Annotated in this window: 19 protein-coding genes; 8 read left to right on the top strand and 11 right to left on the bottom strand. The window is 65.5% G+C overall.

Annotated features, from left to right (window positions below):
- Together E3O47_RS03290 and E3O47_RS03295 are read right to left on the bottom strand one after the other, a co-directional pair.
- A partial coding sequence (locus E3O47_RS03290; protein WP_134419492.1) for a DUF222 domain-containing protein occupies nt 1-1231 on the bottom strand: 1231 nt, incomplete at its 3' end.
- A 275-nt stretch (nt 1232-1506) separates the two neighbouring features.
- A complete protein-coding gene (locus E3O47_RS03295; RefSeq protein ID WP_241986066.1) occupies nt 1507-2352 on the bottom strand; it encodes a pseudouridine synthase in 846 nt (281 codons plus the stop codon).
- A 308-nt stretch (nt 2353-2660) separates the two neighbouring features.
- On the opposite strand from E3O47_RS03295, the gene nrdD reads away from it, so the two are divergent.
- Entirely contained in the window at nt 2661-4898 is a 2238-nt protein-coding gene (nrdD, locus tag E3O47_RS03300) for an anaerobic ribonucleoside-triphosphate reductase (protein WP_134419510.1), read from the top strand.
- Entirely contained in the window at nt 4891-5493 is a 603-nt protein-coding gene (gene nrdG, locus E3O47_RS03305) for an anaerobic ribonucleoside-triphosphate reductase activating protein (RefSeq protein ID WP_134419494.1), read from the top strand. Before nrdD ends, nrdG begins: the two co-directional genes overlap by 8 nt.
- A gap of 1 nt (nt 5494) precedes the next feature.
- Here nrdG and E3O47_RS03310 read toward each other — a convergent pair whose 3' ends face one another.
- The 7 genes from E3O47_RS03310 to E3O47_RS03340 form a co-directional block, all read right to left on the bottom strand.
- Complete coding sequence (locus tag E3O47_RS03310) at nt 5495-6271, bottom strand: SCO1664 family protein (protein WP_134419495.1); 777 nt, start codon at nt 6269-6271, stop codon at nt 5495-5497.
- Nucleotides 6271-6843, bottom strand: a complete 573-nt coding sequence (locus E3O47_RS03315; protein WP_104101569.1) for a DUF3090 domain-containing protein — start codon at nt 6841-6843, stop codon at nt 6271-6273. Before E3O47_RS03315 ends, E3O47_RS03310 begins: the two co-directional genes overlap by 1 nt.
- Before the next feature lie 9 nt (nt 6844-6852).
- Complete coding sequence (locus E3O47_RS03320) at nt 6853-7557, bottom strand: histidine phosphatase family protein (RefSeq protein WP_104101572.1); 705 nt, start codon at nt 7555-7557, stop codon at nt 6853-6855.
- A gap of 140 nt (nt 7558-7697) precedes the next feature.
- On the bottom strand, nt 7698-8723 hold the full coding sequence (locus tag E3O47_RS03325) for a glycine betaine ABC transporter substrate-binding protein (RefSeq protein WP_104101575.1): 1026 nt from the start codon (nt 8721-8723) through the stop codon (nt 7698-7700).
- Complete coding sequence (locus E3O47_RS03330) at nt 8724-9392, bottom strand: ABC transporter permease (protein ID WP_241986068.1); 669 nt, start codon at nt 9390-9392, stop codon at nt 8724-8726.
- Nucleotides 9393-9556: 164 nt separating this feature from the next.
- On the bottom strand, nt 9557-10804 hold the full coding sequence (locus E3O47_RS03335; protein WP_104171244.1) for an ATP-binding cassette domain-containing protein: 1248 nt from the start codon (nt 10802-10804) through the stop codon (nt 9557-9559).
- A gap of 61 nt (nt 10805-10865) precedes the next feature.
- Nucleotides 10866-11507: an ABC transporter permease gene (locus E3O47_RS03340; RefSeq protein ID WP_104101578.1), complete on the bottom strand. Its 642-nt coding sequence runs from the start codon at nt 11505-11507 to the stop codon at nt 10866-10868.
- A gap of 242 nt (nt 11508-11749) precedes the next feature.
- Between E3O47_RS03340 and E3O47_RS03345 the strand changes: the two genes are divergently transcribed.
- Entirely contained in the window at nt 11750-12538 is a 789-nt protein-coding gene (locus tag E3O47_RS03345) for an SDR family oxidoreductase (protein ID WP_134341959.1), read from the top strand.
- Between the two features lie 235 nt (nt 12539-12773).
- Here E3O47_RS03345 and E3O47_RS03350 read toward each other — a convergent pair whose 3' ends face one another.
- A complete protein-coding gene (locus E3O47_RS03350) occupies nt 12774-14480 on the bottom strand; it encodes an AarF/UbiB family protein (protein ID WP_134419497.1) in 1707 nt (568 codons plus the stop codon).
- A gap of 37 nt (nt 14481-14517) precedes the next feature.
- Nucleotides 14518-15084, bottom strand: coding sequence for a PadR family transcriptional regulator (locus tag E3O47_RS03355; protein ID WP_104101585.1), 567 nt, complete (start codon nt 15082-15084; stop codon nt 14518-14520).
- 197 nt (nt 15085-15281) lie between these two features.
- Here E3O47_RS03355 and E3O47_RS03360 point away from each other — a divergent pair, with 197 nt between their 5' ends.
- The 5 genes from E3O47_RS03360 to E3O47_RS03380 all read left to right on the top strand — a co-directional run bounded on the left by E3O47_RS03360 (nt 15282) and on the right by E3O47_RS03380 (nt 19807).
- Nucleotides 15282-16175 (top strand): DUF808 domain-containing protein, encoded by an 894-nt coding sequence (locus E3O47_RS03360; protein WP_134419498.1) that lies wholly within the window; start codon nt 15282-15284, stop codon nt 16173-16175.
- Nucleotides 16176-16225: 50 nt separating this feature from the next.
- Nucleotides 16226-16849 carry a LysE family transporter gene (locus E3O47_RS03365; RefSeq protein WP_104101588.1) on the top strand — a complete coding sequence of 208 codons (624 nt, stop codon included), beginning with the start codon at nt 16226-16228 and terminating at the stop codon, nt 16847-16849.
- Between the two features lie 133 nt (nt 16850-16982).
- Nucleotides 16983-18182, top strand: a complete 1200-nt coding sequence (locus E3O47_RS03370; RefSeq protein ID WP_134419499.1) for a lycopene cyclase family protein — start codon at nt 16983-16985, stop codon at nt 18180-18182.
- The gene (locus E3O47_RS03375; RefSeq protein ID WP_104101593.1) at nt 18179-19120 is read left to right on the top strand and encodes a Brp/Blh family beta-carotene 15,15'-dioxygenase; all 942 of its coding nucleotides are present in this window, start codon (nt 18179-18181) and stop codon (nt 19118-19120) included. Before E3O47_RS03370 ends, E3O47_RS03375 begins: the two co-directional genes overlap by 4 nt.
- A gap of 57 nt (nt 19121-19177) precedes the next feature.
- The gene (locus tag E3O47_RS03380) at nt 19178-19807 is read left to right on the top strand and encodes a DUF808 family protein (RefSeq protein WP_241986070.1); all 630 of its coding nucleotides are present in this window, start codon (nt 19178-19180) and stop codon (nt 19805-19807) included.
- The last annotated feature ends 27 nt before the right edge of the window (nt 19808-19834 follow it).

The raw sequence follows: 19834 nt of genomic DNA on the forward strand, positions 1-19834 counted from the left end.
CCCGGTTGAAGAAACGATTCTCGGTGCTGAGGCTGAGGACCTCGTTGTGCGGCCCGAACCGGATCTCCTGAAATCCGCCGGCGCAGAGCGCCTGCTTCACACTTGTCAGCGAGATCGGCGCTTCGACGCCGTCGATCCAACCCACCCCGCGGCCCGCGGTAAGGTCGGCCTGGTTGACGTGGATCATGACGGTGGGGGCGGCGCCGCCCATGGTCGGGGTCCCCGCGTCACGGGTGGCGGCTTCGAACACACCACGGAGGATGTCGGCGCGTTTCTGACCACCGTTACGGTCGTCGCTGAGGGCCGCGGCCTCCGCCCCCGGGATCAGCTGCCCGGCCGCCATGCGCGCCTGTTCTTCTTCGGTCGGAAACTTGGGCGCCGCGTGGGCGGAGAGATACGTGTCGAAGATGGCGTTCATGATGCCGCGGAGCTCCGGCGTGACTCCGCCGCGGAGCGGGTAGAGACCGTCGCGGAAGAGCCCGAACCCGACAGTGCTGCGGGCCTCGGCGACGGGCTCGTTGGGGGCGGTGCCGTCGGGATCGAGGCGAGCCTGCCACTGGCTGGCCATACCCCGCACCAGGTCCGCAGGGAACGCGAACCCCTCCCCGGGCAGGCCGCGGATGTCGTCGGTGACGGCGCCGGTCGCACTGGCCACCAGGGCACGTTCGGCAGTGCCGAGGTCGTCGGGCGCGACCCGGGCCGCGACCTGGTCGAGGGCGGTGACGATGTTCTCGGCCGCGTCCACGCCGAGGTCCCCGGCGGTGAGGGAATCGGCCACGGCCGGGTAGTAGGGCGGCAACATGCTGGTGCCCGCCCGGCGCGGGGTCACGTTCTCGCCCAGGCGCACCCGCCGGTTCGCCTCCCGGGAAGAGACGCGGCTCAGGCGAGTGATCAGATCGATGCCGCTGCTGGCCCCGTTCTTATACGCCAGGGACTCATGGCCCAGGATGCGGCGGGACCGCACCGAAATGTCGGCGGCAGAGGCAACCCTGGCCGCATCGACCCGGCGGCCGAGGTCTTCGACCGTGCCCAGCACCATCATCGCGTCCGCCTCGCCCAGGAGCGAGAAAGAGACCGAGTCGAGCACGGCCGCGGCCAGATCACGGGCCTGCTGCAACTGCTGCACGAGAGGTGACTGTGCACGGGGTGCCTGCGCGAGGGGTGCCTGCGCGAGGGACGGCACCGCCTGCGGTGAGGCGGTGGGGTGGTGCGGAGTGGGGGCTCCAGCCATGCCTAATAGTAGATGTGTACTAATAATAAGTCAAGAGGTTCTGCACGAGTATAGAAAATAATTCGGTCGGCGCGGTGCCGTGGTTGGCCGACCACGCGCATCCGTCGGTGCGCCCCTCAGGCACCGCGGGCTCCCTAACGAATTCGACGGAGATTTTACCGATTTCGAGCCCAAACGGATGTTCTGGGCCGGTTCTGAGCAAAATCTCCGTCGAATTCGTTCGGCCGGGGGCCGGCGGCGGATGCGTCGCGATGGGTCGGGAGGTTGGGGCGCCTTCAGGCTGAGCCAGCAGCCCCGCCACCCCCAGCAACAGCAACCTCAGCCTGCAGCGGAAGCGCCCGGACGCTCTCGAAGCGGCGCAACTCCCCGTCGATCGGATCGGTGAAGGTCACCTCGCTCGCCAGGAGCTGCAGCGGGCGGGTGAAATCGTCGAGCGCGACATCCTGAACGACCGGGTACACCGGGTCATCGATGATGGGGATCCCTAGGCCCAGCATGTGCATTCGCAGCTGATGGGTCTTTCCGGTGCGCGGCGTCAGCCGGTAGACGCCCGTGTGCTGCAGAACGGTCTCCAGCTCGATCAGCGACTCGGCATTGGCCGGGTCGTCGGTCACCTCGGCTTGCCAGTGGCCGCGCCTGCTCGTGAGGTGGTTGCGCACGGTGACGGGCAAATCCAGATCCGGCCGCAGCGGGGCCAGCGCCCGGTAGGTCTTTTCGACCTCGCCGCGTTGGAACATCGATTGATACTCCCCACGCCAGCGCCGCTCCGTCGCCAGAACCACGAGGCCCGATGTCACCCGATCCAGGCGATGCAACGGCGAGAGCTCGGGAAGTCCCAACTCGGCGCGCAAGCGCACCACCACACTCTGTGCAACGTGTCGGCCGCGCGGAATGGTCGAGAGAAAGGCCGGCTTGTCGATCACGACGAGTCGGGCATCCCGATGCACCACGTGGATGGTCCCGGGCACGACTGTCTCATCGGCGAGATCGCGATGAAACCAAACAAAGGTACGCGGGCCGTAGGGGTCGCTGCCCACGACCAGCGCGCCCGACTGATAGGCGAAGCGTTCCCCGGCCAGAAACCCGGCGACATCGACAAACTCGGCGAGTCGCTCGAGCAACCACGCACCCATGGTCGGCCACGGATGCGGCCCGGCCCGGCCCCCATCCGGCGTGCATACCCAGGCAGCGTCAAGCCCGTGGCGCTGTGGCAACGGGGAGGGCGGTGGCATTCACCGATCGTACGCCGCCCGGCAACCGCCCCACCAACTCGGAGACACCGGCGGCGAGCCGAAGCACATGACTGCGAAACCCTACAGGTAGTATGTGAATCGCACCCCAACCACTAGATGTGGTTCTTTCGCCCGACTCAGCGTCCCGCCCGATTGCCGTGGGTACCGACCCAAGGAGATGGCAGCGCGTGCTGAAAATGGAAAATCCCGGCGCAGGAAACCTCACGACCGAGCATGCTCTGGGCGCGCTTATGGTGGCCAAACGGGACGGCCGCCTGCTCGCCTTCGACAACGCCCGCATCTACGCGGCACTGGCCAAGAGCTTCACCGAGGTGAACGGCGAGTTGACCCCGCTCACGCACCGCACCATCCGTGACCTGGTCGCTCGCGTCGACCGCGAGATCGCCTCGCGCTTCGCGGTCGACATCAAGATCTACGAGGTGCAGAACATCGTGGAACACGCCCTGCTGGACAGCAAGGAGTACGACGCCGCCGAGGCCTACATCAACTACCGCATCCAGCGGGACTTCGCCCGCAGCAAGGCCACCGACATCAACCACTCGATCATAAAACTGATCAGCAAAGACGAGTCGGTCGTCAACGAGAACGCCAACAAGGACAGCGACGTCTTCAACACCCAGCGCGACCTGACCGCCGGCGCGGTGGGCAAGGCCATCGGCCTGAAGATGCTGCCCCCGCACGTCGCCAACGCCCACCAGAAGGGCGACCTGCACTTCCACGACCTCGACTACCACCCCTACGCGCCGATGACGAACTGCTGCCTGATCGACTTCACGACGATGCTGAGCCAGGGCTTCCGAATCGGCAACGCCGACGTCAACCCGCCCCGGTCGATCCAGACGGCGACGGCCCAGATCTCGCAGATCATCGCCAACGTGTCGTCGAGCCAGTACGGCGGATGCTCGGGGAATCGCATCGACGAAGTTCTCGCCCCCTACGCCGAGAAGAACCTCGAAAAGCACCTGGTCGACGCAGGCAAGTGGATCGCGGATAAGTCGCAGCACCGGTCCTATGCCGAGGAGAAGACCCTCAAGGACATCTACGACGCGATGCAGAGCCTCGAATACGAGATCAACACCCTGTTCACCTCGAACGGGCAGACCCCCTTCACCTCCCTGGGCTTCGGCCTCGGCACCAGCTGGTTCGAGCGAGAAATCCAGAAGGCGATCCTACAGATCCGGATCGAGGGGCTCGGCAGCGAGAAGCGCACGGCAATTTTCCCGAAACTGATCTTCACCATCAAGCGCGGCCTCAACCTTGCACCGAACGACCCGAATTACGACATCAAGCAGCTTGCGCTGGAATGTTCCACCAAACGCATGTACCCCGACATCCTCAACTACGACAAGATCGTCGAACTCACCGGCAGCTTCAAGGTGCCGATGGGCTGCCGCTCGTTCCTGCAGGGCTGGACCGACGAGCAGGGCAACGACGTCTCCGAGGGTCGGATGAATCTCGGAGTCGTGACGCTCAACCTGCCCCGGATCGCCCTCGAGGCCGCCGGTGACAAGGACAAGTTCTGGAGCATCCTTGCCGAACGGGTGAGCACGGCGCGCGACGCCCTGCTCTTCAGAATCGACCGGTGCAAGGAAGCGACCCCGGAGAACGCCCCGATCCTCTACATCTACGGCGCCTTCGGCCAACACCTGAATGCCGGTCAGCCCGTCGACACCCTCTTCAAGAACAAGCGCGCCACCGTTTCCCTCGGCTACATCGGCCTCTACGAGGTGGCCGCGGCCTTTTACGGCGGTGACTGGGAGTCCAATCCCGAGGCGAAGGACTTCACCGTCGAGATCCTGCGCACGCTCCATGGGCGCACCCAGGAGTGGAGCACCGAGTACGGCTACCAGTTCAGCGTGTACTCGACGCCGAGCGAGAGCCTGACCGACCGGTTCTGCCGACTCGACACCGCGAAGTTCGGCGCCGTGGCAAACCTCACCGACAAGGACTACTACACCAACAGCTTCCACTACGACGTGCGCAAGAGCCCGACGCCGTTCGAGAAGCTGGACTTCGAGAAGGTCTACCCGGCGTACTCCTCCGGCGGGTTCATCCACTACTGCGAATACCCGATCCTGCAGCAGAACCCCAAGGCACTCGAGGCGGTATGGGACTACTCCTACGATCGCGTCGGCTATCTGGGCACCAACACTCCGATCGACCGGTGCTACGCCTGTGGCTTCTCGGGCGACTTCGACGCCACCCCGCGTGGGTTCGAGTGCCCCGAGTGCCACAACGCCGACCCGATGACCTGCGATGTCGTCAAGCGCACCTGTGGCTACCTCGGCAACCCGCAGGCCCGCCCGATGGTGCACGGCCGGCACACCGAGATCACCTCCCGGGTCAAGCACATGCCGGGCACCACCGGCATCCGTGGGGCGGATGCCGCGGCATCCGTCGCCGTGGATGCGTAACCCCCGGCCCGGCGAGTGGCTGTCGGAGAAACTGAGCCAGCGGTACGTCGGCGACTACAAGCCCTTCGTCTTCGTCGACGGCGAGGGGGTGCGGTGCAGCCTGTACCTGTCCGGTTGCCTGTTCGCCTGTGAGGGCTGTTTCAACGAGGCCACCTGGAGTTTTCGCTACGGGCAGCCGTACACCCAGGAACTTGAGGATCGGATCCTGGCCGATCTCGGCCAGGAGTACGTACAGGGCCTCACCCTCCTCGGCGGGGAGCCGTTCCTCAACACAGGGGCGTGCCTGGCCCTCCTCGACCGCGTGCGCCGGGAGCTCGGCACGTCGAAGGATGTGTGGTGCTGGACCGGCTACACGTTCGAAGAACTGTTGCGGGAGAGTGCGGACAAGCTGGCCCTTCTCGGCACGATCGACGTTCTGGTCGACGGTCGGTTCGAACTGGCCAAGCGCGACCTCAAACTGCAGTTCCGGGGGAGCAGCAACCAGCGGATCATCGACGTTCAGGAGTCCCTGGCCAGTGGACAGGTGACGCTGTGGGGCGGGCTCACGGACGCGACCGGCACCTTCGAACAGATCGAGAAACGGAACCTGATCTAGGTCAGAACAGCGGCCAGGGCACCGCGGGCATGTCGCCGCGCGGCGCAGGGAACCGCCCTTCAGAGCGCAACCGGTCGCAGCGTGCAGCCAGTGCGGCGATCTCGGCGTCGGTGAGCAACCCGCCGAGGATGTCGCCGAGCTCGCCGGTCAGCTGCGCACTGAACCGGTCGATCCCGTCCAGCTCGTCGGCGATGAGCTCGTCGCCCAGCCAGCCCCAGAGCACGGTGCGCAACTTATGGTCGACGTGAAAGGTGAGGCCGTGGTCGATGCCGTGACGGTGCCCGTCCGGCATCGCCAGGATGTGGTCGCCCTTGCGATCGGCGTTGTTCACGATTATGTCGAACACGGCCATGCGTCGCATCGCGGCCGAGTCCTCATGGATGAGGGTCACCGCACGATTGTGCTCGTCCCGGCCGTCGAAGACGCGACGCCAGCCCGGGGTCGGCGCGGCTTCCCACGGGACGAGGTCGACGGCATCCTGATCGGGATCGGTATGCTGCCACAGCTGCACCATCCCCCGGCCCATCGGGCCACCCCGCAGCCAGGTCCGAGGCACGACGTTCCAGCCGAAGGCCTGCGAGACCAGGTAGGCCGCGGCCTCGCGGTTGGCGAGGTTGCCGTCGGGAAAGTCCCACAATGGATTCTCGCCGGCGATGGGCTTGTAGACCACCGTGAATCCGCCGATAGTGCCGAGGAAAGTCGCGTTCGAGGCCGTCGTGATGCGTCCCGTGAGCTCGAGCTCACCGTCGAGCTCACCGTCGAGGGCGGCATCGTGCATCAGGGGCTGCCGGGGAGGGTGCAGGTGTGTCCGTCGGCGTCGATGGGGTTGCCGCAGAGCGGGCAGAGGGGGCGGCCGGCCCCCACCACCTCGCGCGTGCGCTTGGCGAAGGCCCGGGCGGTACCGACGGGCATCCGTACCAGGAGCATCTCCGCCGGCTCCTGCATGATCGCGTCGAGCAGATCCTCGTCGGGCACGTCGTCACTGGCCGGATCGACTTCCACGAGCGGATAGGCCTCAAGCACGACCTGCACGGTCGAGGGGTCCCAGCCCAGGCTCATCCCGCCGGTGCGGAATTCCTCCGCGACGGGTTGATCCAGCGGCTCGTTGTCGACGAGTTCGACGGGGGTAGTGCTTGGGATGCTGAACGGGTTGCCCTCATGGCTCATCAGCTGGTCGAGCATCTCATCGATTTTCTCGGCGAGCAGCGCGGATTGTTGTTTCTCCAGGGCGATGCTCACAATCTGAGCTCCGGTGCGCACCTGCAGGTAGAACGTGCGAGAACCAGGCGGACCGACGGTGCCGATGACGACACGATCCGGCCAGGCAAACTCATGGACGATTGTGGGCATGTGGGTATTTTAGGCGACCGTTGTGTGCGGCGCCTGACCAGCCCCGCCACCCACCGGCGCGTCGGCCAGAGGGGCGCTGGCGCCGAGCCAAGCGAGGTCGCCGGCATCCGTGTTGATGGCGTGCACGCTCGGCCGGCTGGTGCCGAAGCGCACGATCGAAACGGATGCCGGACCCACGTTGATGCGCTGAAAGAGGTCGAGGTGCATGCCGAGCGCATCGGCCAGAACGGACTTGATGATGTCGCCGTGGCTGACCGCCACCCACACCGCGCCCGGACCGTGCTCGGCCTCGAACGCCGCATCGTGACGACGGATGGCCGCGACCGACCGGGCCTGCATGGTCGCCATCGACTCTCCGCCGGGAAAGGTGACGGCCGACGGCTGAGACTGCACTGACGACCAGAGCTTCTCCTTGGCGAGATCGCCGAGGGCTTGGCCCTGCCACTCACCGTAATCGCATTCGGTGATGTCCTCCTCCACCGGCGTCACGAGCGAGCCGGCCTGCTGATCCAGGATGAACTGAGATGTCTGCCGGCAGCGCTCCAGAGGACTCGACACCACGCCGACCAGCGGCACCACGGCCAGGCGCTTGGCCGTGAGGGCGGCCTGGTCTTGCCCGATCTGGTCGAGTCGAACGCCGGCAGCGCGGCCGGCCAGCATTCCGGTGGCATTTGCAGTGGTGCGGCCGTGCCGCACGAGGATGACTGTGGCCATGGGTACAGCCTAGACAGGCAGGGTGGGAACGGAGCCCGGCCAGACGATCTGATGCTTGAGGAAGCCGGATGTCACGTCGCGTCCTCCAAGCTGACCGCCGACACCGTCCACGCGGTGCAGTCAGCTGGTCTCTCCGTGATTCAGTCGGTCGGGTCGGTGATGAACCCCTCGTCGATCATCCAGGCATAGGCCACATCAGCGGGTTCCTTCCCGTCGACGTCAACCTGACGGTTCATGCCGCGCAGAACCTCGTCGGTGAGCTTGGGCGAAATACGAGCGAAGATCTCTTCCAGGCCGGGGGTGGCCTCGATCGACTCGGTGAAGAAGACCGGCGCGACGTTGTACGCAGGGAAAAACGCGAGATCGTCGATCAGAACTGTGAGGTCGAGCGCGTCGAGTCGACCGTCGGTCGTGAAAACCTCGCCGAAGTTGCAGGCGCCGTCGTCGGTCGCGCTGTAGATCGCACCGGTGTCGTAGATTCCGATGTTGCCATTGGGCACCCCGTCAGCGGCGCCACGTTCGAGTCCGTAGTGGGCGAGCATGGGGTTCATGCCGTCCGGCCGGGAGTTGAATTCGGATTCGACGCAGAAAGTGCGATCCTCCACCGGCAACGCGGCGAGTTCGGACATGGTCGTGATGCCGCCGAGCTCGGCGACCGCCTCACTGCGCACAGCCAGGGCATAGGTGTTATTCATCGGGGCCGGTGCACCCCAGGTGATGCCGTTCTGGATGTCGATGTCATACACGGCTTGCCACATTTTGTCTTGGTCGGCGATCGACTCATCCTGACCGAGGTAGGTCAGCCAGGCGGTTCCGGTGTATTCCCAGAGCATGTCGGCCTGACCAGAAAGAATCAGCTCGCGGGTCGGCTGGCTGCCGGGCAGATTGCTGAGGTCTGTGACGTCGAATCCCGCGGCGGTCCCGGCGAGCACCGCGATCTTGCCGAGCAGTAGCTGCTCCGTGAAGTTCTTGGACGTGACCGTGAGGTCGACGCCCTCGGCGCCCTCGAGCGGGGTGATCGACCCAGGTCCGACCGCGGGAACGTACGAGGTTGCCGGCTTCAGGCCGCAACCGGTCAGAGCGACTGCGGACAGGGTGAGGAGACCGGCTACCACCCCCCAGCGGCCGAGGGACGTGAGGCGGGTGCGAGAAGACGAGCGATACATCTAGAGTCCCTTCGGGCGGGCGATGTGTTCCACAACGCGGCCGACCCAGTCGATGAGCAGGGCGAGCAGAGCCACGAGCAGCGCTCCGGTGACGAGCACGGGGGTGAGGCTGAGATTGACGCCCGTAGTGATCAGGATGCCGAGTCCGCCGCCGTTGACGAACGTGGCCAGGGCCGCGGTGCCCACCAGCAGAACGAGAGCGGTGCGCACGCCCGACAGCATGACCGGAACGGCGAGCGGGAGCTCCACCCGAAACAATACGGCGGAGGAGCTCATGCCCATGCCTCGTCCGGCCTCGATGAGGCGGGCGTCGACCTGCTGCAGGCCCACCATGGTGTTGCGCAGCACCGGAAGCGCGGCGTAGAGCACGAGACTCAGCGTCGCGGCCCAGAAGCCGAAGCCGACCCAGAACGCGAGCAGCACGACGACGCCGATCGCGGGGGCCGCCTGACCGAAGTTGGCGATGGCGAGCACCGGAGCGGTCAGAAACCGCAAGGGTCTGCGGGTCAGGGCGATTCCCAAGGGAATCGCGATGACCAACACGATCACCGCGGCGAGCAGGGTGAGCTGGATGTGCTCCACCGTGTAGACCCAGAGCGCGCCGGGAGCGAGGGTGGTGAGCACGATCGGCGACAGGTTGGCCGTCAGCAGCCAGATCACGAGCGCCAGGAACGCGAGCAGGATGCCGGCCAGCTGGTAGACCAGTCCCCGCCAGGATCGCCACACCGTGCGCGCACGGCTGACCGGTACGCCGGTCGCAGTCGGGTCGCCCGGCGTTTCAACGGCGGAATCGCCGCCGGCAAGGCCCGCCTCTGTATGCGGGGTGCGGGTACTCACTGAACGGACCGCGCGTCAGCGCCGCTGGGATCGGTCTCGATCAGGTCTGCCTCGGCGGCAGACACCTGCGCCTGGAACAGGCCGGTGTTCAGCCCGACGGGGGCCTGGTCTGACTCAAGCACGGCAGCGGACTGTGACCGGGTGATGGCGTCCATCACGGTTTGAACGTCGATGACGCCCTTGAACATGTCGCGGCGGCCCGTGACGAGCGCGGCCCCGGCGCTCGAGACGAGCATCGTGTCGAGCGCGTCATTGAGAGTAGCCCGCTTGCCGACGAGCGGAAGTTTCGGGTCGGGAACGTCGCTGATGACCTCGAGGCGGCCGAGCTGGCGCGCGGAGAGCCACTGGATGGGTCGGCGACGCTCATCGACGATGACCGCGTGGCCGTGGCCGGTCTCGACGACGCGGGCCAGCACATCCGCTGCCCGTTCACCGGGTTTGCCCACGACGGCGTCGCTGAGGCTGACCTCCGCCACCCGGGTCAGGGTGAGCTGTTTGAGGCCGGCGCCGGACCCGATGAAGTTTTCGACGAACTCGTTGGCCGGGTCGCCGAGGATGCGTTCCGGAGTGTCGTACTGCACGAGCTGGGCACCCTCGTTGAAGATGGCGATCCAGTCGCCGAGCTTGACGGCCTCGTCGAAGTCGTGGGTCACGCAGACGATGGTCTTCTGCAATTCTTCCTGGATGTTGAGCAGTTCGTCTTGCAGGCGCAGTCGGGTGATCGGGTCGACGGCGCCGAAGGGCTCGTCCATCAGAAGCACGGGCGGGTCGGCCGCGAGGGCGCGCGCCACGCCGACGCGTTGCTGCTGGCCGCCGGAGAGCTCCTTGGGGTATCGGTCGCGGTAGAGCGCCGGGTCGAGGGAAACAAGCTCGAGAAGCTCGTCGACGCGGGCCGCGATGCGGGCCTTGTCCCAGCCGAGCATCTTCGGCACGATGCCGATATTGGTGGCGACTGTCATGTGCGGGAAAAGTCCTCCGGCCTGAATGACATAGCCGATGCCTCGGCGCAGAGTGTCGCCGTTCATGTCGGTGACGTCGTCGCCATCGACGACGATGCGCCCCTCAGTCGGTTCGATAAGCCGGTTGATCATCTTGAGTGTCGTGGTCTTGCCGCAGCCCGAGGGACCGACGAGCATCACGATCTTGCCGGCCGGGATCTCCATGGTGAGACCGTCGACGGCGGGGCGCGCCTGGCCGGGGAACCGCTTGGTGACGTGGTCCAACAGGATGCTTGCACCGGTGATGCCGGTGGGGGTGACGGATTCTTCGGTGCTGCTGGATTCAGCAGGGTTGGATGCAATGTACTCAGACACGGATACCTCGAGGTGTGGTCAGGCGGCCGAGGCCGACGAGAAGGAGATCAAGAATAAGGGCGAGCACGACAACGCCGATGACGCCCGTCAGCACTGACTCGAGGGAGTTGGCGCCGCCGAGTCGGGATAGGCCGGAGAAGATGAATCCACCCAGGCCCGGGCCGAGGGAGTATGCGGCGATCGCGGCGACACCCATGACCATCTGAGCGGATACCCGAACGCCCGTGAGGATGATCGGCCAGGCGATCGGCAGTTCCACCTGCAGGAGCGTGCGAAACCGGCTCATGCCGATGCCGCGGGCGGATTCCACGATCGATGGAGCGATACCCGACAGGCCCACGACCGCGTTCCGCAAAATGGGCAGCGTGGCGAAGAACGCCACCACGACGACGGCCGGAAGGACACCGAAGCCGAGCGGCGCGATGAGCAGTCCGATGAAGGCAAACGACGGGATGGTCAGGCCGATGGCCGACACCGAGTTGGCGATCCCGGTGAGCGCGGAACTGCGGTAGACGAGTGAAGCCAGCACGACGGCAATGACGGTCGCCAGGATCAGGCACTGAACGACAAGACTGAAATGCTGCCAACTGCTGAATAGGATCTGCTCATACTGATCCCCTAGAAAGTCCAACACATCAAAACCTCTTCGAGTTGAGAACACACTGATTCACCGCCACCGGCACGGGCGCAATGGGAGGCGCGGATGCCGAACTGGATGGGGACGCAGGCTGTGAGCCTTCGGTGAGGGTTGCTGAGCATTCTCGCACGGCCACCCCCCTATTGCCGCAGCGAGATATAACGAACCGGTGTGCGCCTGACTGGCCGACTGGATGCTCCTCTAGGGTGTGAACACCGTTTACGTCAGGAAGCAGCTGAATGAATTTCGATCTCGCAGGCAAGACCGCCCTCATCACCGGCGCCAGCTCGGGCATCGGCAGTCACTTCGCCCGAGCCTTCGCCGCGACGGGGACGAGCCTCATTCTGGTGGCCCGCCGAACCGAGAAATTGGAGGCTCTCGCATCCGAATTGCGCAAGCAGAACGGGATCGACGTCCACGTCATTTCGCAGGACCTGAGCGAGCCCGGTGCGGCCGCCGCGGTCGAGCACCAACTCCTCGACCAGCAGATCACCGTTGATGTTCTCGTGAACAACGCCGGCTTTGGAACCAATGCGCGCCTGGTCGACGAAGACCGAGCCCGCCTTCACGCGGAAATCGCTCTGAACGTCAGCACGCTGGTCGACCTGACGGCTGCCTTCCTGCCGGGCATGGTGGCCCGAGACTCGGGCATCATCGTGAACATCGCCAGCACCTCGGCGTACCAGCCCGTGCCCGGGATGGCGGTCTACGCAGCCACGAAGGCGTTCGTCCTGTCGTTCACCGAGGCCGTCTGGGGCGAGACCCACAACACCGGAGTGCGGGTTTTCGCGGTGAGTCCGGGGTCCACCGACACTGAGTTTTTCGACATCGCCGGTTCGCAGTCACCCGGCAAGCGAGTGCCGGCCTCGAATGTCGTCGACGTGACCCTGGCTGCCATCAGCGCCAGAAAATCGGTGCCGTCCGTGATTGTCGGTGCGCGCAACAGAATCACCGCATCGCTCGTCACGTTCATCCCGCGCAGAACGGTGATCACACTTGCCGGTTCGATCTTCCTTCCCCGGGGCTAGCCGATCGGTCTGTGGCTTTCCGAAGGTCAGGTCCAGTGCCAGGTCGAGAGCAAATTCGGCCAGGGCACCATCGGCCGGCTTTCGCCTCGCGGGGCACTTCTGACGCCGCCGCGGTGAAGTGAGCGACCGGGCGCGCGTCGTGACCTCGAGGCCGACGGCAACCCCGCATCCCGCTTTTCGTTCTGACCAGACATAGGCATTTCAGTAACCGAAATGGCGTTCCACGCAGTCGGGACTAGAGCAGCGGTCCGCGCCGCGCCGATAGCCCGGCGAAGAGGGCGTGCAACAGCGGGAGCGCGGACACGGCTACGAGCACCGTTCCGAGCACGACATCTTCGGCACGAAGCAGAATGCCGCCGATCAGCAGAGCGGCGAAGAGGATTGCCGAGACGATCTGACGTGCGGTTCGCTCGATGATGACCAAGCGACGCTCGATCCGGGGAGTCTGCACCGAGACGGTACCGTCGTCGAATCGCGTCGTGAGGCTGTCGAGTCGCTGGGGAAGCCGCGCGATGATGGCCGCAACCGACGCCACTTGCTTCGCGGTCGCCTGCACCACGTTCCCGCCCTCGGCGCGGATCAATTGGGCGGAATATGGCTCGACGGAATTCCAGATATTGAAGGCGGGGTCGAGCGAACTGCACATTCCCGAGGTCAGCGACATCGCGCGCACGATGAGCAGAAAGTTCTCCGGAAGCTGAAACGGCAGCGAGCGCACCACATCACCGAACTCGATGGCGAAGGCGCGGAACTCGCGCGGGTCGACATCCTGCAACTCGGCGAAACCCATCCCGCCGAAACGGGCGAACAGCTTCGTCATCGCGCGCTCGAGTTCGGCGGTATCAGCGGACGGCAGGAGCACACCCACTTCGCGGATGCCGTCCACCATCCCCTTTCCGTCCCGTGACGCGGCGGCGATGAGCAGATTCACCAGGCCCCGACGCAGGACATCGGGCACGTCGCCCATCATCCCGAAGTCGATGAAGGTGAACTTCCAGGCCCGGCCGTGGTCCGCTCCGGGTACACCGGCGGCGAGCGGCGTGACGAAGATGTTTCCGGGGTGCGGGTCGGCGTGGAAGTAGCCATTGACGAAGAGCTGGTCGAACATGACCGCCGCGAAGTCCTCGGCAACTTCTGACGGGTCGATTCCGGCTGCCCTCAGCCCGTCGACGTCGTTGATCTTGATCGCGGTCACGTCTTGGAGGGTCAGCACGCGCCGCGTGGTGCGCTCCCACACCAATTCGGGAACGCTGACCCGGGGGTCGTCTGCGAAGTTCCGCTCGAACCGTTCGGCGCTTGCCGCCTCGTGCAGGTAGTCGATCTCCTCAAGACTCGTGAACGCGAACTCCTCGACCAGGGCGGGCATGTCGACGCGATCCGAAACGAGACGCACGTGGCTGAGCCAGCGGGCAACACGTCGGAGAGCGCCGAGGTCGACCTCGACGATCTCGCTGATGCGCGGCCGCTGAATCTTGACGACGACGTCGAGCAGGCCGGTCTCGGCGGCATCGAGTTCCGACAGCCGAGCGCGGTGCACCTGACCGAGGGATGCTGCGGCCAGCGGCGAGGGATCGATGTAAGAGAACGCACGCTCGAGCGTCACACCCAGCTCGGCTTCAGCGACGGCCTGGATCGCCGGAAAGGGCACCGGCGGAACCTCGTCTTGCAGACCTTCGAGCTCTTTCGTGATCTCCGGCGGCAGCACGTCGAGGCGCGACGACATGAACTGGCCAACCTTGATCATGAGGCCACCGAGGTCGAGCGCGAGCACGTGGAAGCGCTGCGCGATGTGCTGCAGTCGCGCCGATCTGCTTCGTGCCGCGACCCGCGCGAGCCCGACCCGCGGGAGAAGGACCTCGTAACACCACGTCTGCGCCAAATACAGGGCGGCGAACCGCAAAATCCGGCGGTAGCGGGCACGCAAGTCCGCGACGTCGGTCATCTGATCTCCGTGATGCCGACGTGCTGAGGGCACTCGGTCAGTCCTGGGCGAGGATGGCGTACAGCTTGCGACGCGCCTCATCCAGGATGGCGACAGCCTGCTTCACCTGCTCCGGGTTGCCGGATCGCGCGACCTGCGCGGCGGCCTGAGCCAGGTCGATGCCGGCCTTGGGCAGCGCGGCCGCCCGCCCGGTGTCCCGAGCGCTCTGGGCCTCCCACGGGGCCGGCTGGTCGGCCATGGCATCCGCTACCCCGCGGCCTTCGTCCGTGAGCGAGTAGGTCTTGCGACCGTTGGACTCCTCGGCGTTGATGAGGCCCTCGTCCGCAAGCAGCTGAAGCGTGGGATACACCGAGCCGGGGCTCGGCTTCCAGGCGCCATTGCTGCGTTCCTCGATCTCATGAATGATCTGGTAGCCGTGCATCGGCTTCTCGGCGAGCAGCGCAAGCACCGCCGCACGCACGTTCCCGCGTGCCATTCTCGGACCGGCCTTGCGGTCGAACTGTCCGCGCAGCTGCTCCATGGCATCCCACATTCCGCTGGGCCAGCCCTCACCAGCACCGCCCCGGCGTGCCCTGAACCCGTCACCCATAAATGAACCACTCATGATGTCCTCCTCAGCGCCGAAGCCATCCGGCTCGACGATAGTTAACGATATATCGTTCGCGACGTGATGGCGAAACCAGGATCAATCTTCTTTCCACCGTCTGGGCGGCGCCTGTGCCCACCCTGCCGCGCGGTAATGTTGACCCCATTGCCGTCGCCTTGCACCAGGACGACGCCCCTGAATCCGAGGAGAACCAGATGTCCGTCGGCCTGCTCGCCGTTGTCGATGACATACTCACCGCCGCTCTCAAAGCTAGCGCGAAGACCGCAGGCGTCGTGATCGACGATGCGGCCGTCACGCCTCAGTACGTTCAGGGACTGTCACCGGCGCGCGAGCTTCCCATCGTGTGGCGGATCGCTCTCGGTAGCCTGTTCAACAAATTCGTCATCATCATCCCGCTCGCACTACTCCTCTCCGCCTTTGCGCCGTGGGTGTTGCCGTGGCTGCTGATCATCGGCGGTACCTATCTGTGTTTCGAGGGTGCGGAGAAAGTCACCGAGTGGTTCGGAGTTCATCACGGCACTGACGACACTGAGATGCGAGATGAGCGAAAGCTCGTCTTCGGTGCTATTCGCACCGACCTCATCCTCAGCACAGAGATCATGCTCATCGCACTGGCGGGTCTCGATCCCGATTTTGGCATCTGGATGACGCTCGGCGCCTTGGTCGTGATCGGCCTGGGGATGACGGCGCTCGTCTACGGTGCGGTCGCCCTGCTGGTCAAGATCGACGACATCGGGCTGACGCTGATGAAGCACCCGGTACGACGGGTCAGACGCACCGGCGCGCGCATTGTGCGATCGATGCCGGCCGTGTTCCGAGTGATCAGTGTCATCGGCACGGTCGCCATGTTGTGGGTAGGAGGCCACCTGGTGATCGTGAACCTGAACGACACGATCTGGAGCGTTCCCTACGACGTTCTGCACGCCGTGACGCAGGCGGTCGAACCTGCCGGACCCATCATTGTCTGGGTCACCGACACCGCGATGTCGCTCGTTTTCGGGCTCATTCTCGGCCTGATCATTGTCGCGGCCCTGTCCGGGATCTCGCGCCTTCGCAAGCAGAATCGGTCCCACCGCGTAACGGCCTGACCCCGTCGCCGGCTGGCAAGCCGCAATCAGCATGAAACGAGGATGTCCCGGTGCAGTTCTCCCTGTGGGTGGCCCTTGTCGGCGCGGGCACCCTGATCAGCTTCACGCCCGGTGCGGGGGCGATCAACACCATGAGCAACGCTCTCAACGCGGGCTTTCGCCGCTCCATCTGGGGAATCCTCGGCCAGCAGGCCGCGCTTCTCATCCACATCGTGATCGTGGCACTCGGTGTCGGTCTGCTCGTGGCCGGTTCTCCGATCGCCTTCAACGTTATTCGCTACGCGGGTGCCGCCTACCTCGTCTACCTGGGCATCCGTCAGTTTCTGGCCAAGCCGGAACTCGATGGCGAGCGCACCCGGGCCCTGAGCGATGAGCCCCGCTGGTCGATGTTCCGACGCGGGCTGTGGGTGAACATGCTCAACCCCAAAGCGATCGTGTTCTTCCTTGCGTTCCTGCCTCAGTTCATCCGGGTGGACAGGCCGATGCCGACCCAGTATCTGATCGTCGCGGCCACCGTCGTTGCGATCGACATTCTGGTGATGTGGTTCTTCTTCGCCGGAACAGCGCATTCATTCGCGCGATTCACCCGCGACGATCACGGCCAGCGCGTGTTGAACCGCGTCTTCGGTGTGCTCTTCGTGGCTGTCGGCGTGCTGCTCGCGGTCCTCCACTGAGGAATCCAAACCACCGGTTGAAGGTGTTTTTCGCAGCCGGGTGAGCAGCCGAAAAATCACATACCAAGACCACTAGGCTGTTCGAAGATCGTCCCATTGGCACCTCGGACGTGATCGAGCGCAAGGAGCACAGATGACGCCTGCCGTGGACGCCGACCTCGTGATACTAGGTGGTGGACTCGCCGGTCTCACGCTGGCCGCCCGGCTGGCCCGAGTACGTTCCGGTTTGCGCGTCGTGGTGCTGGAACCCCGCACGGCCTATCAGGACGACCGCAGCTGGTGCTTCTGGCGACCGGAACAGCACGACCTGTCACACCTGGTCTCACGAAGCTGGAAGACCTGGACCTTTTCGGATGCGGCGGGCCTCACCGTTCGGCATCGGGTACCCGGGCTGGCCTACCAGTACATTCGGGGCAGCGATTTCTACGCGAGCGCGCAGGCCGACATCGCCGAGTCTGCGAACGTCGACCTGCGCCTCGGCGTGCACGCCGAGACGGTCGACGCAGTCCCCGGCGGCGTTCGGGTTGAGACGAGCGCGGGCCCCCTACTGGCCCGTCAGGTGGTTGACACCCGACCACGGGCCGCCGAGTCGATGCTGTACCAGAGCTTCGTGGGCTTCGAACTGGAGCGTGAGCATCCGTTGCCGTTCGAGCTCGGCGAGGTCACGCTGATGGGGTCGCTCGACGCCGACGCCGAGGGTTTGAGCTTTGTGTACGCCCTGCCCCTCGGCCGGAACCGCGCGATCGTGGAGTGGACCCGCTTCGGCACGGCGCCGATAGAGCGGGAGCGCCTGGTCGGCGAGCTCGACGAGGTACTCACCGGGCTCGGCCTGGCCGACGCCCGCCGGGTGCGCACCGAGGGTGGCGTGCTGGCCATGGGTCTGGGCCGGCAGACGGCGTCGCCGATCCCCGGGGTCGTGCACGCCGGCAATGCCGGCGGGGCGCTGCGGGCTGCCTCGGGCTACGGGTTCCTGCGCATTCAGCGCTGGGCTCAACTCTGCACGGAGAGCCTGCTCGCTGGCCAGGGGGCGGTGGGCCACCCAGACGAACCTCGGGCGAGGCGCGCCTTCGATCGCATCTTTCTGCAGGCCGTTCGGGCGCATCCGGAACGCACCGCGGAGTATTTTTTCGCCCTCGCCCGCGGCGTTGCCCCCGCCGCGCTGGTGCGCTTTCTCAGCGACGGCGACCGACCCACGGACTACGCACGCATCATCGCGAGCCTGCCGTGGACCCCTTTTCTTGCCCAGGTGGCCGCGCCTGCGGCGTTCAGCCCGGCACAGACCCTGCCGGCCACCAGACCGACGCCGACCACAGAAACCAGCGTGCAGCGATGACCGATCAGACCACTCCTCCCCGTAGCGAGGCCGCCCGCGTCACGCCGCGGCGGCGGCGCGTGCCCGCCGAGACGGTGGTGTTCTCCAGCCTGGCCCTGGTCATTCTGGCCGTGGTCGGACTGGGCATTCCCATGCCCTCGCCCACGGTTCAAATCGTGCTGCTGGGCATCCTCGCCGGTGTGCTGGGCCTGCCCCACGGCGCTCTCGATCCACTGATCGCGCGCCGGGCTGGGCTGTGGCGCACTCCGCTGGGCTTCGCCGGGTTCAACGCGGTCTACATTCTGGTCGTGGTCGGCGTGGTGCTGCTCTGGCTGGTCGCGCCCGTGCTGAGCCTGGTCGCGTTTTTGCTCGTGTCGGCGCTGCACTTCGGCTCCGATTGGAATGCGGACCGGTCGGTCGGGCTGCGTTTTCTCGCCGGATTCGGGCTGCTCACCGTGCCGGCGCTGTCGCATCCTGACCAGGTCAGAGCAATCTACGTGGTGCTGTCCGGTGACGGAGGCGCAGTGGTGGCCAGCGTGCAGGAGTGGCTCGGGCCGATCGCCGTGGCAGGTCTGATGATCGCTGCCCTGGTCGCCCTGCGACACCGGCCGAGCGAGAGCGTTGAGATCGTGCTCGCCACAGTGCTCGGCCTGGCCACAGAACCGCTGGTCTTCTTCGTGCTGTATTTCTGCGCACTGCACAGTTTTCGGCACTTGAAGGGAGGATTCCAGGAGGAGCGGGGCGGCGGACGGCAGACGGCCCTCCTGGTCGTGGTCTACACCGTGGTCCCCCTCCTCGCGGTAGCGGTCTTCCTCGTCGCGTTCGGCCCCGGCGGCGTTCTCAGCGAGCAGATCCTGCAGCTGGTGTTCATCGGTCTGGCAGGGCTCACCGTGCCGCACATGATGGTGGTGACCTACGAAATTCGTCAGCGACGAGCAGCTGGTGCGGTTCTGCTGTGACATCTCCTGCCCGTGCCGAGCGGAACTGTGGTCAGCACTGCGTCGCCCACCAGGGTGATGCCCCCATTCGAGGAGGTCCAGATCTCGGTCGGCTTGCTCGCCGTAGTCGATGACGTACTTACCGCCGCCCCCACGGCGAGTGCTAAGACCGCAGGAATCATCATCGACGACGCGGCCGTCACCCCACAGTACGTTCGGGTTTTCACACCGGCACGCGACCTCCACGCTGTCAGGCAGATCGCACTCGGCAGCCTGTTCAACAACTTCATCATCATCCCGCTCGCACTGCTCCTTTCCGCATTCGCACCATGGGTGTTGCCGTGGCTGCTGATCATCGGCGGCACCTATTTCTGCTTCGAGGGTGCGGAGAAAGTCACCGAATGGTTCGGCGCCCACCATGAGGCTGACGACACTGAACCGCGGGATGAGCGAAAACTCGTCTTCGGCCCTACTCGCACCGACCTGATCCTCAGCACAGAGATCATGCTCATCGCACTGGCGGGTCTCGATCCCGATTTCGGGACCGGTTTGACGCTCGGCGCCCTGGCGGTGATCGGCCTCGGCGCGCGCATCGTGCGGTCAATGCCGGCCGTGTTCCGGCTCATTCTGGGCCTGAGCATTGTCGCGATCTTTTCCGGAGTGTCGCACTTTCTGGAACGGAATCGGACAGACCGCGTAGCGGCCTGACGAGAGCCTCGTGGGCGTCGGCGTGCT

This window comes from Cryobacterium sp. TMT2-17-1 (assembly GCF_004402765.1).
In the GTDB taxonomy this organism is placed as follows: domain Bacteria; phylum Actinomycetota; class Actinomycetes; order Actinomycetales; family Microbacteriaceae; genus Cryobacterium; species Cryobacterium sandaracinum.

What these genes read in the sequence shown, in the direction of transcription:
- E3O47_RS03370 (WP_134419499.1), top strand. Translation starts at nt 16,983, where the DNA reads ATGACGCCTGCCGTGGACGCCGACCTCGTGATACTAGGTGGTGGACTC.
- nrdG (WP_134419494.1), top strand. Translation starts at nt 4,891, where the DNA reads ATGCGTAACCCCCGGCCCGGCGAGTGGCTGTCGGAGAAACTGAGCCAG.
- E3O47_RS03325 (WP_104101575.1), bottom strand. Translation starts at nt 8,723, where the DNA reads ATGTATCGCTCGTCTTCTCGCACCCGCCTCACGTCCCTCGGCCGCTGG.
- nrdD (WP_134419510.1), top strand. Translation starts at nt 2,661, where the DNA reads ATGGAAAATCCCGGCGCAGGAAACCTCACGACCGAGCATGCTCTGGGC.
- E3O47_RS03355 (WP_104101585.1), bottom strand. Translation starts at nt 15,084, where the DNA reads ATGAGTGGTTCATTTATGGGTGACGGGTTCAGGGCACGCCGGGGCGGT.
- E3O47_RS03380 (WP_241986070.1), top strand. Translation starts at nt 19,178, where the DNA reads ATGCCCCCATTCGAGGAGGTCCAGATCTCGGTCGGCTTGCTCGCCGTA.
- E3O47_RS03345 (WP_134341959.1), top strand. Translation starts at nt 11,750, where the DNA reads ATGAATTTCGATCTCGCAGGCAAGACCGCCCTCATCACCGGCGCCAGC.
- E3O47_RS03360 (WP_134419498.1), top strand. Translation starts at nt 15,282, where the DNA reads ATGTCCGTCGGCCTGCTCGCCGTTGTCGATGACATACTCACCGCCGCT.
- E3O47_RS03310 (WP_134419495.1), bottom strand. Translation starts at nt 6,271, where the DNA reads ATGCACGATGCCGCCCTCGACGGTGAGCTCGACGGTGAGCTCGAGCTC.
- E3O47_RS03375 (WP_104101593.1), top strand. Translation starts at nt 18,179, where the DNA reads ATGACCGATCAGACCACTCCTCCCCGTAGCGAGGCCGCCCGCGTCACG.
- E3O47_RS03350 (WP_134419497.1), bottom strand. Translation starts at nt 14,480, where the DNA reads ATGACCGACGTCGCGGACTTGCGTGCCCGCTACCGCCGGATTTTGCGG.
- E3O47_RS03320 (WP_104101572.1), bottom strand. Translation starts at nt 7,557, where the DNA reads ATGGCCACAGTCATCCTCGTGCGGCACGGCCGCACCACTGCAAATGCC.
- E3O47_RS03315 (WP_104101569.1), bottom strand. Translation starts at nt 6,843, where the DNA reads ATGCCCACAATCGTCCATGAGTTTGCCTGGCCGGATCGTGTCGTCATC.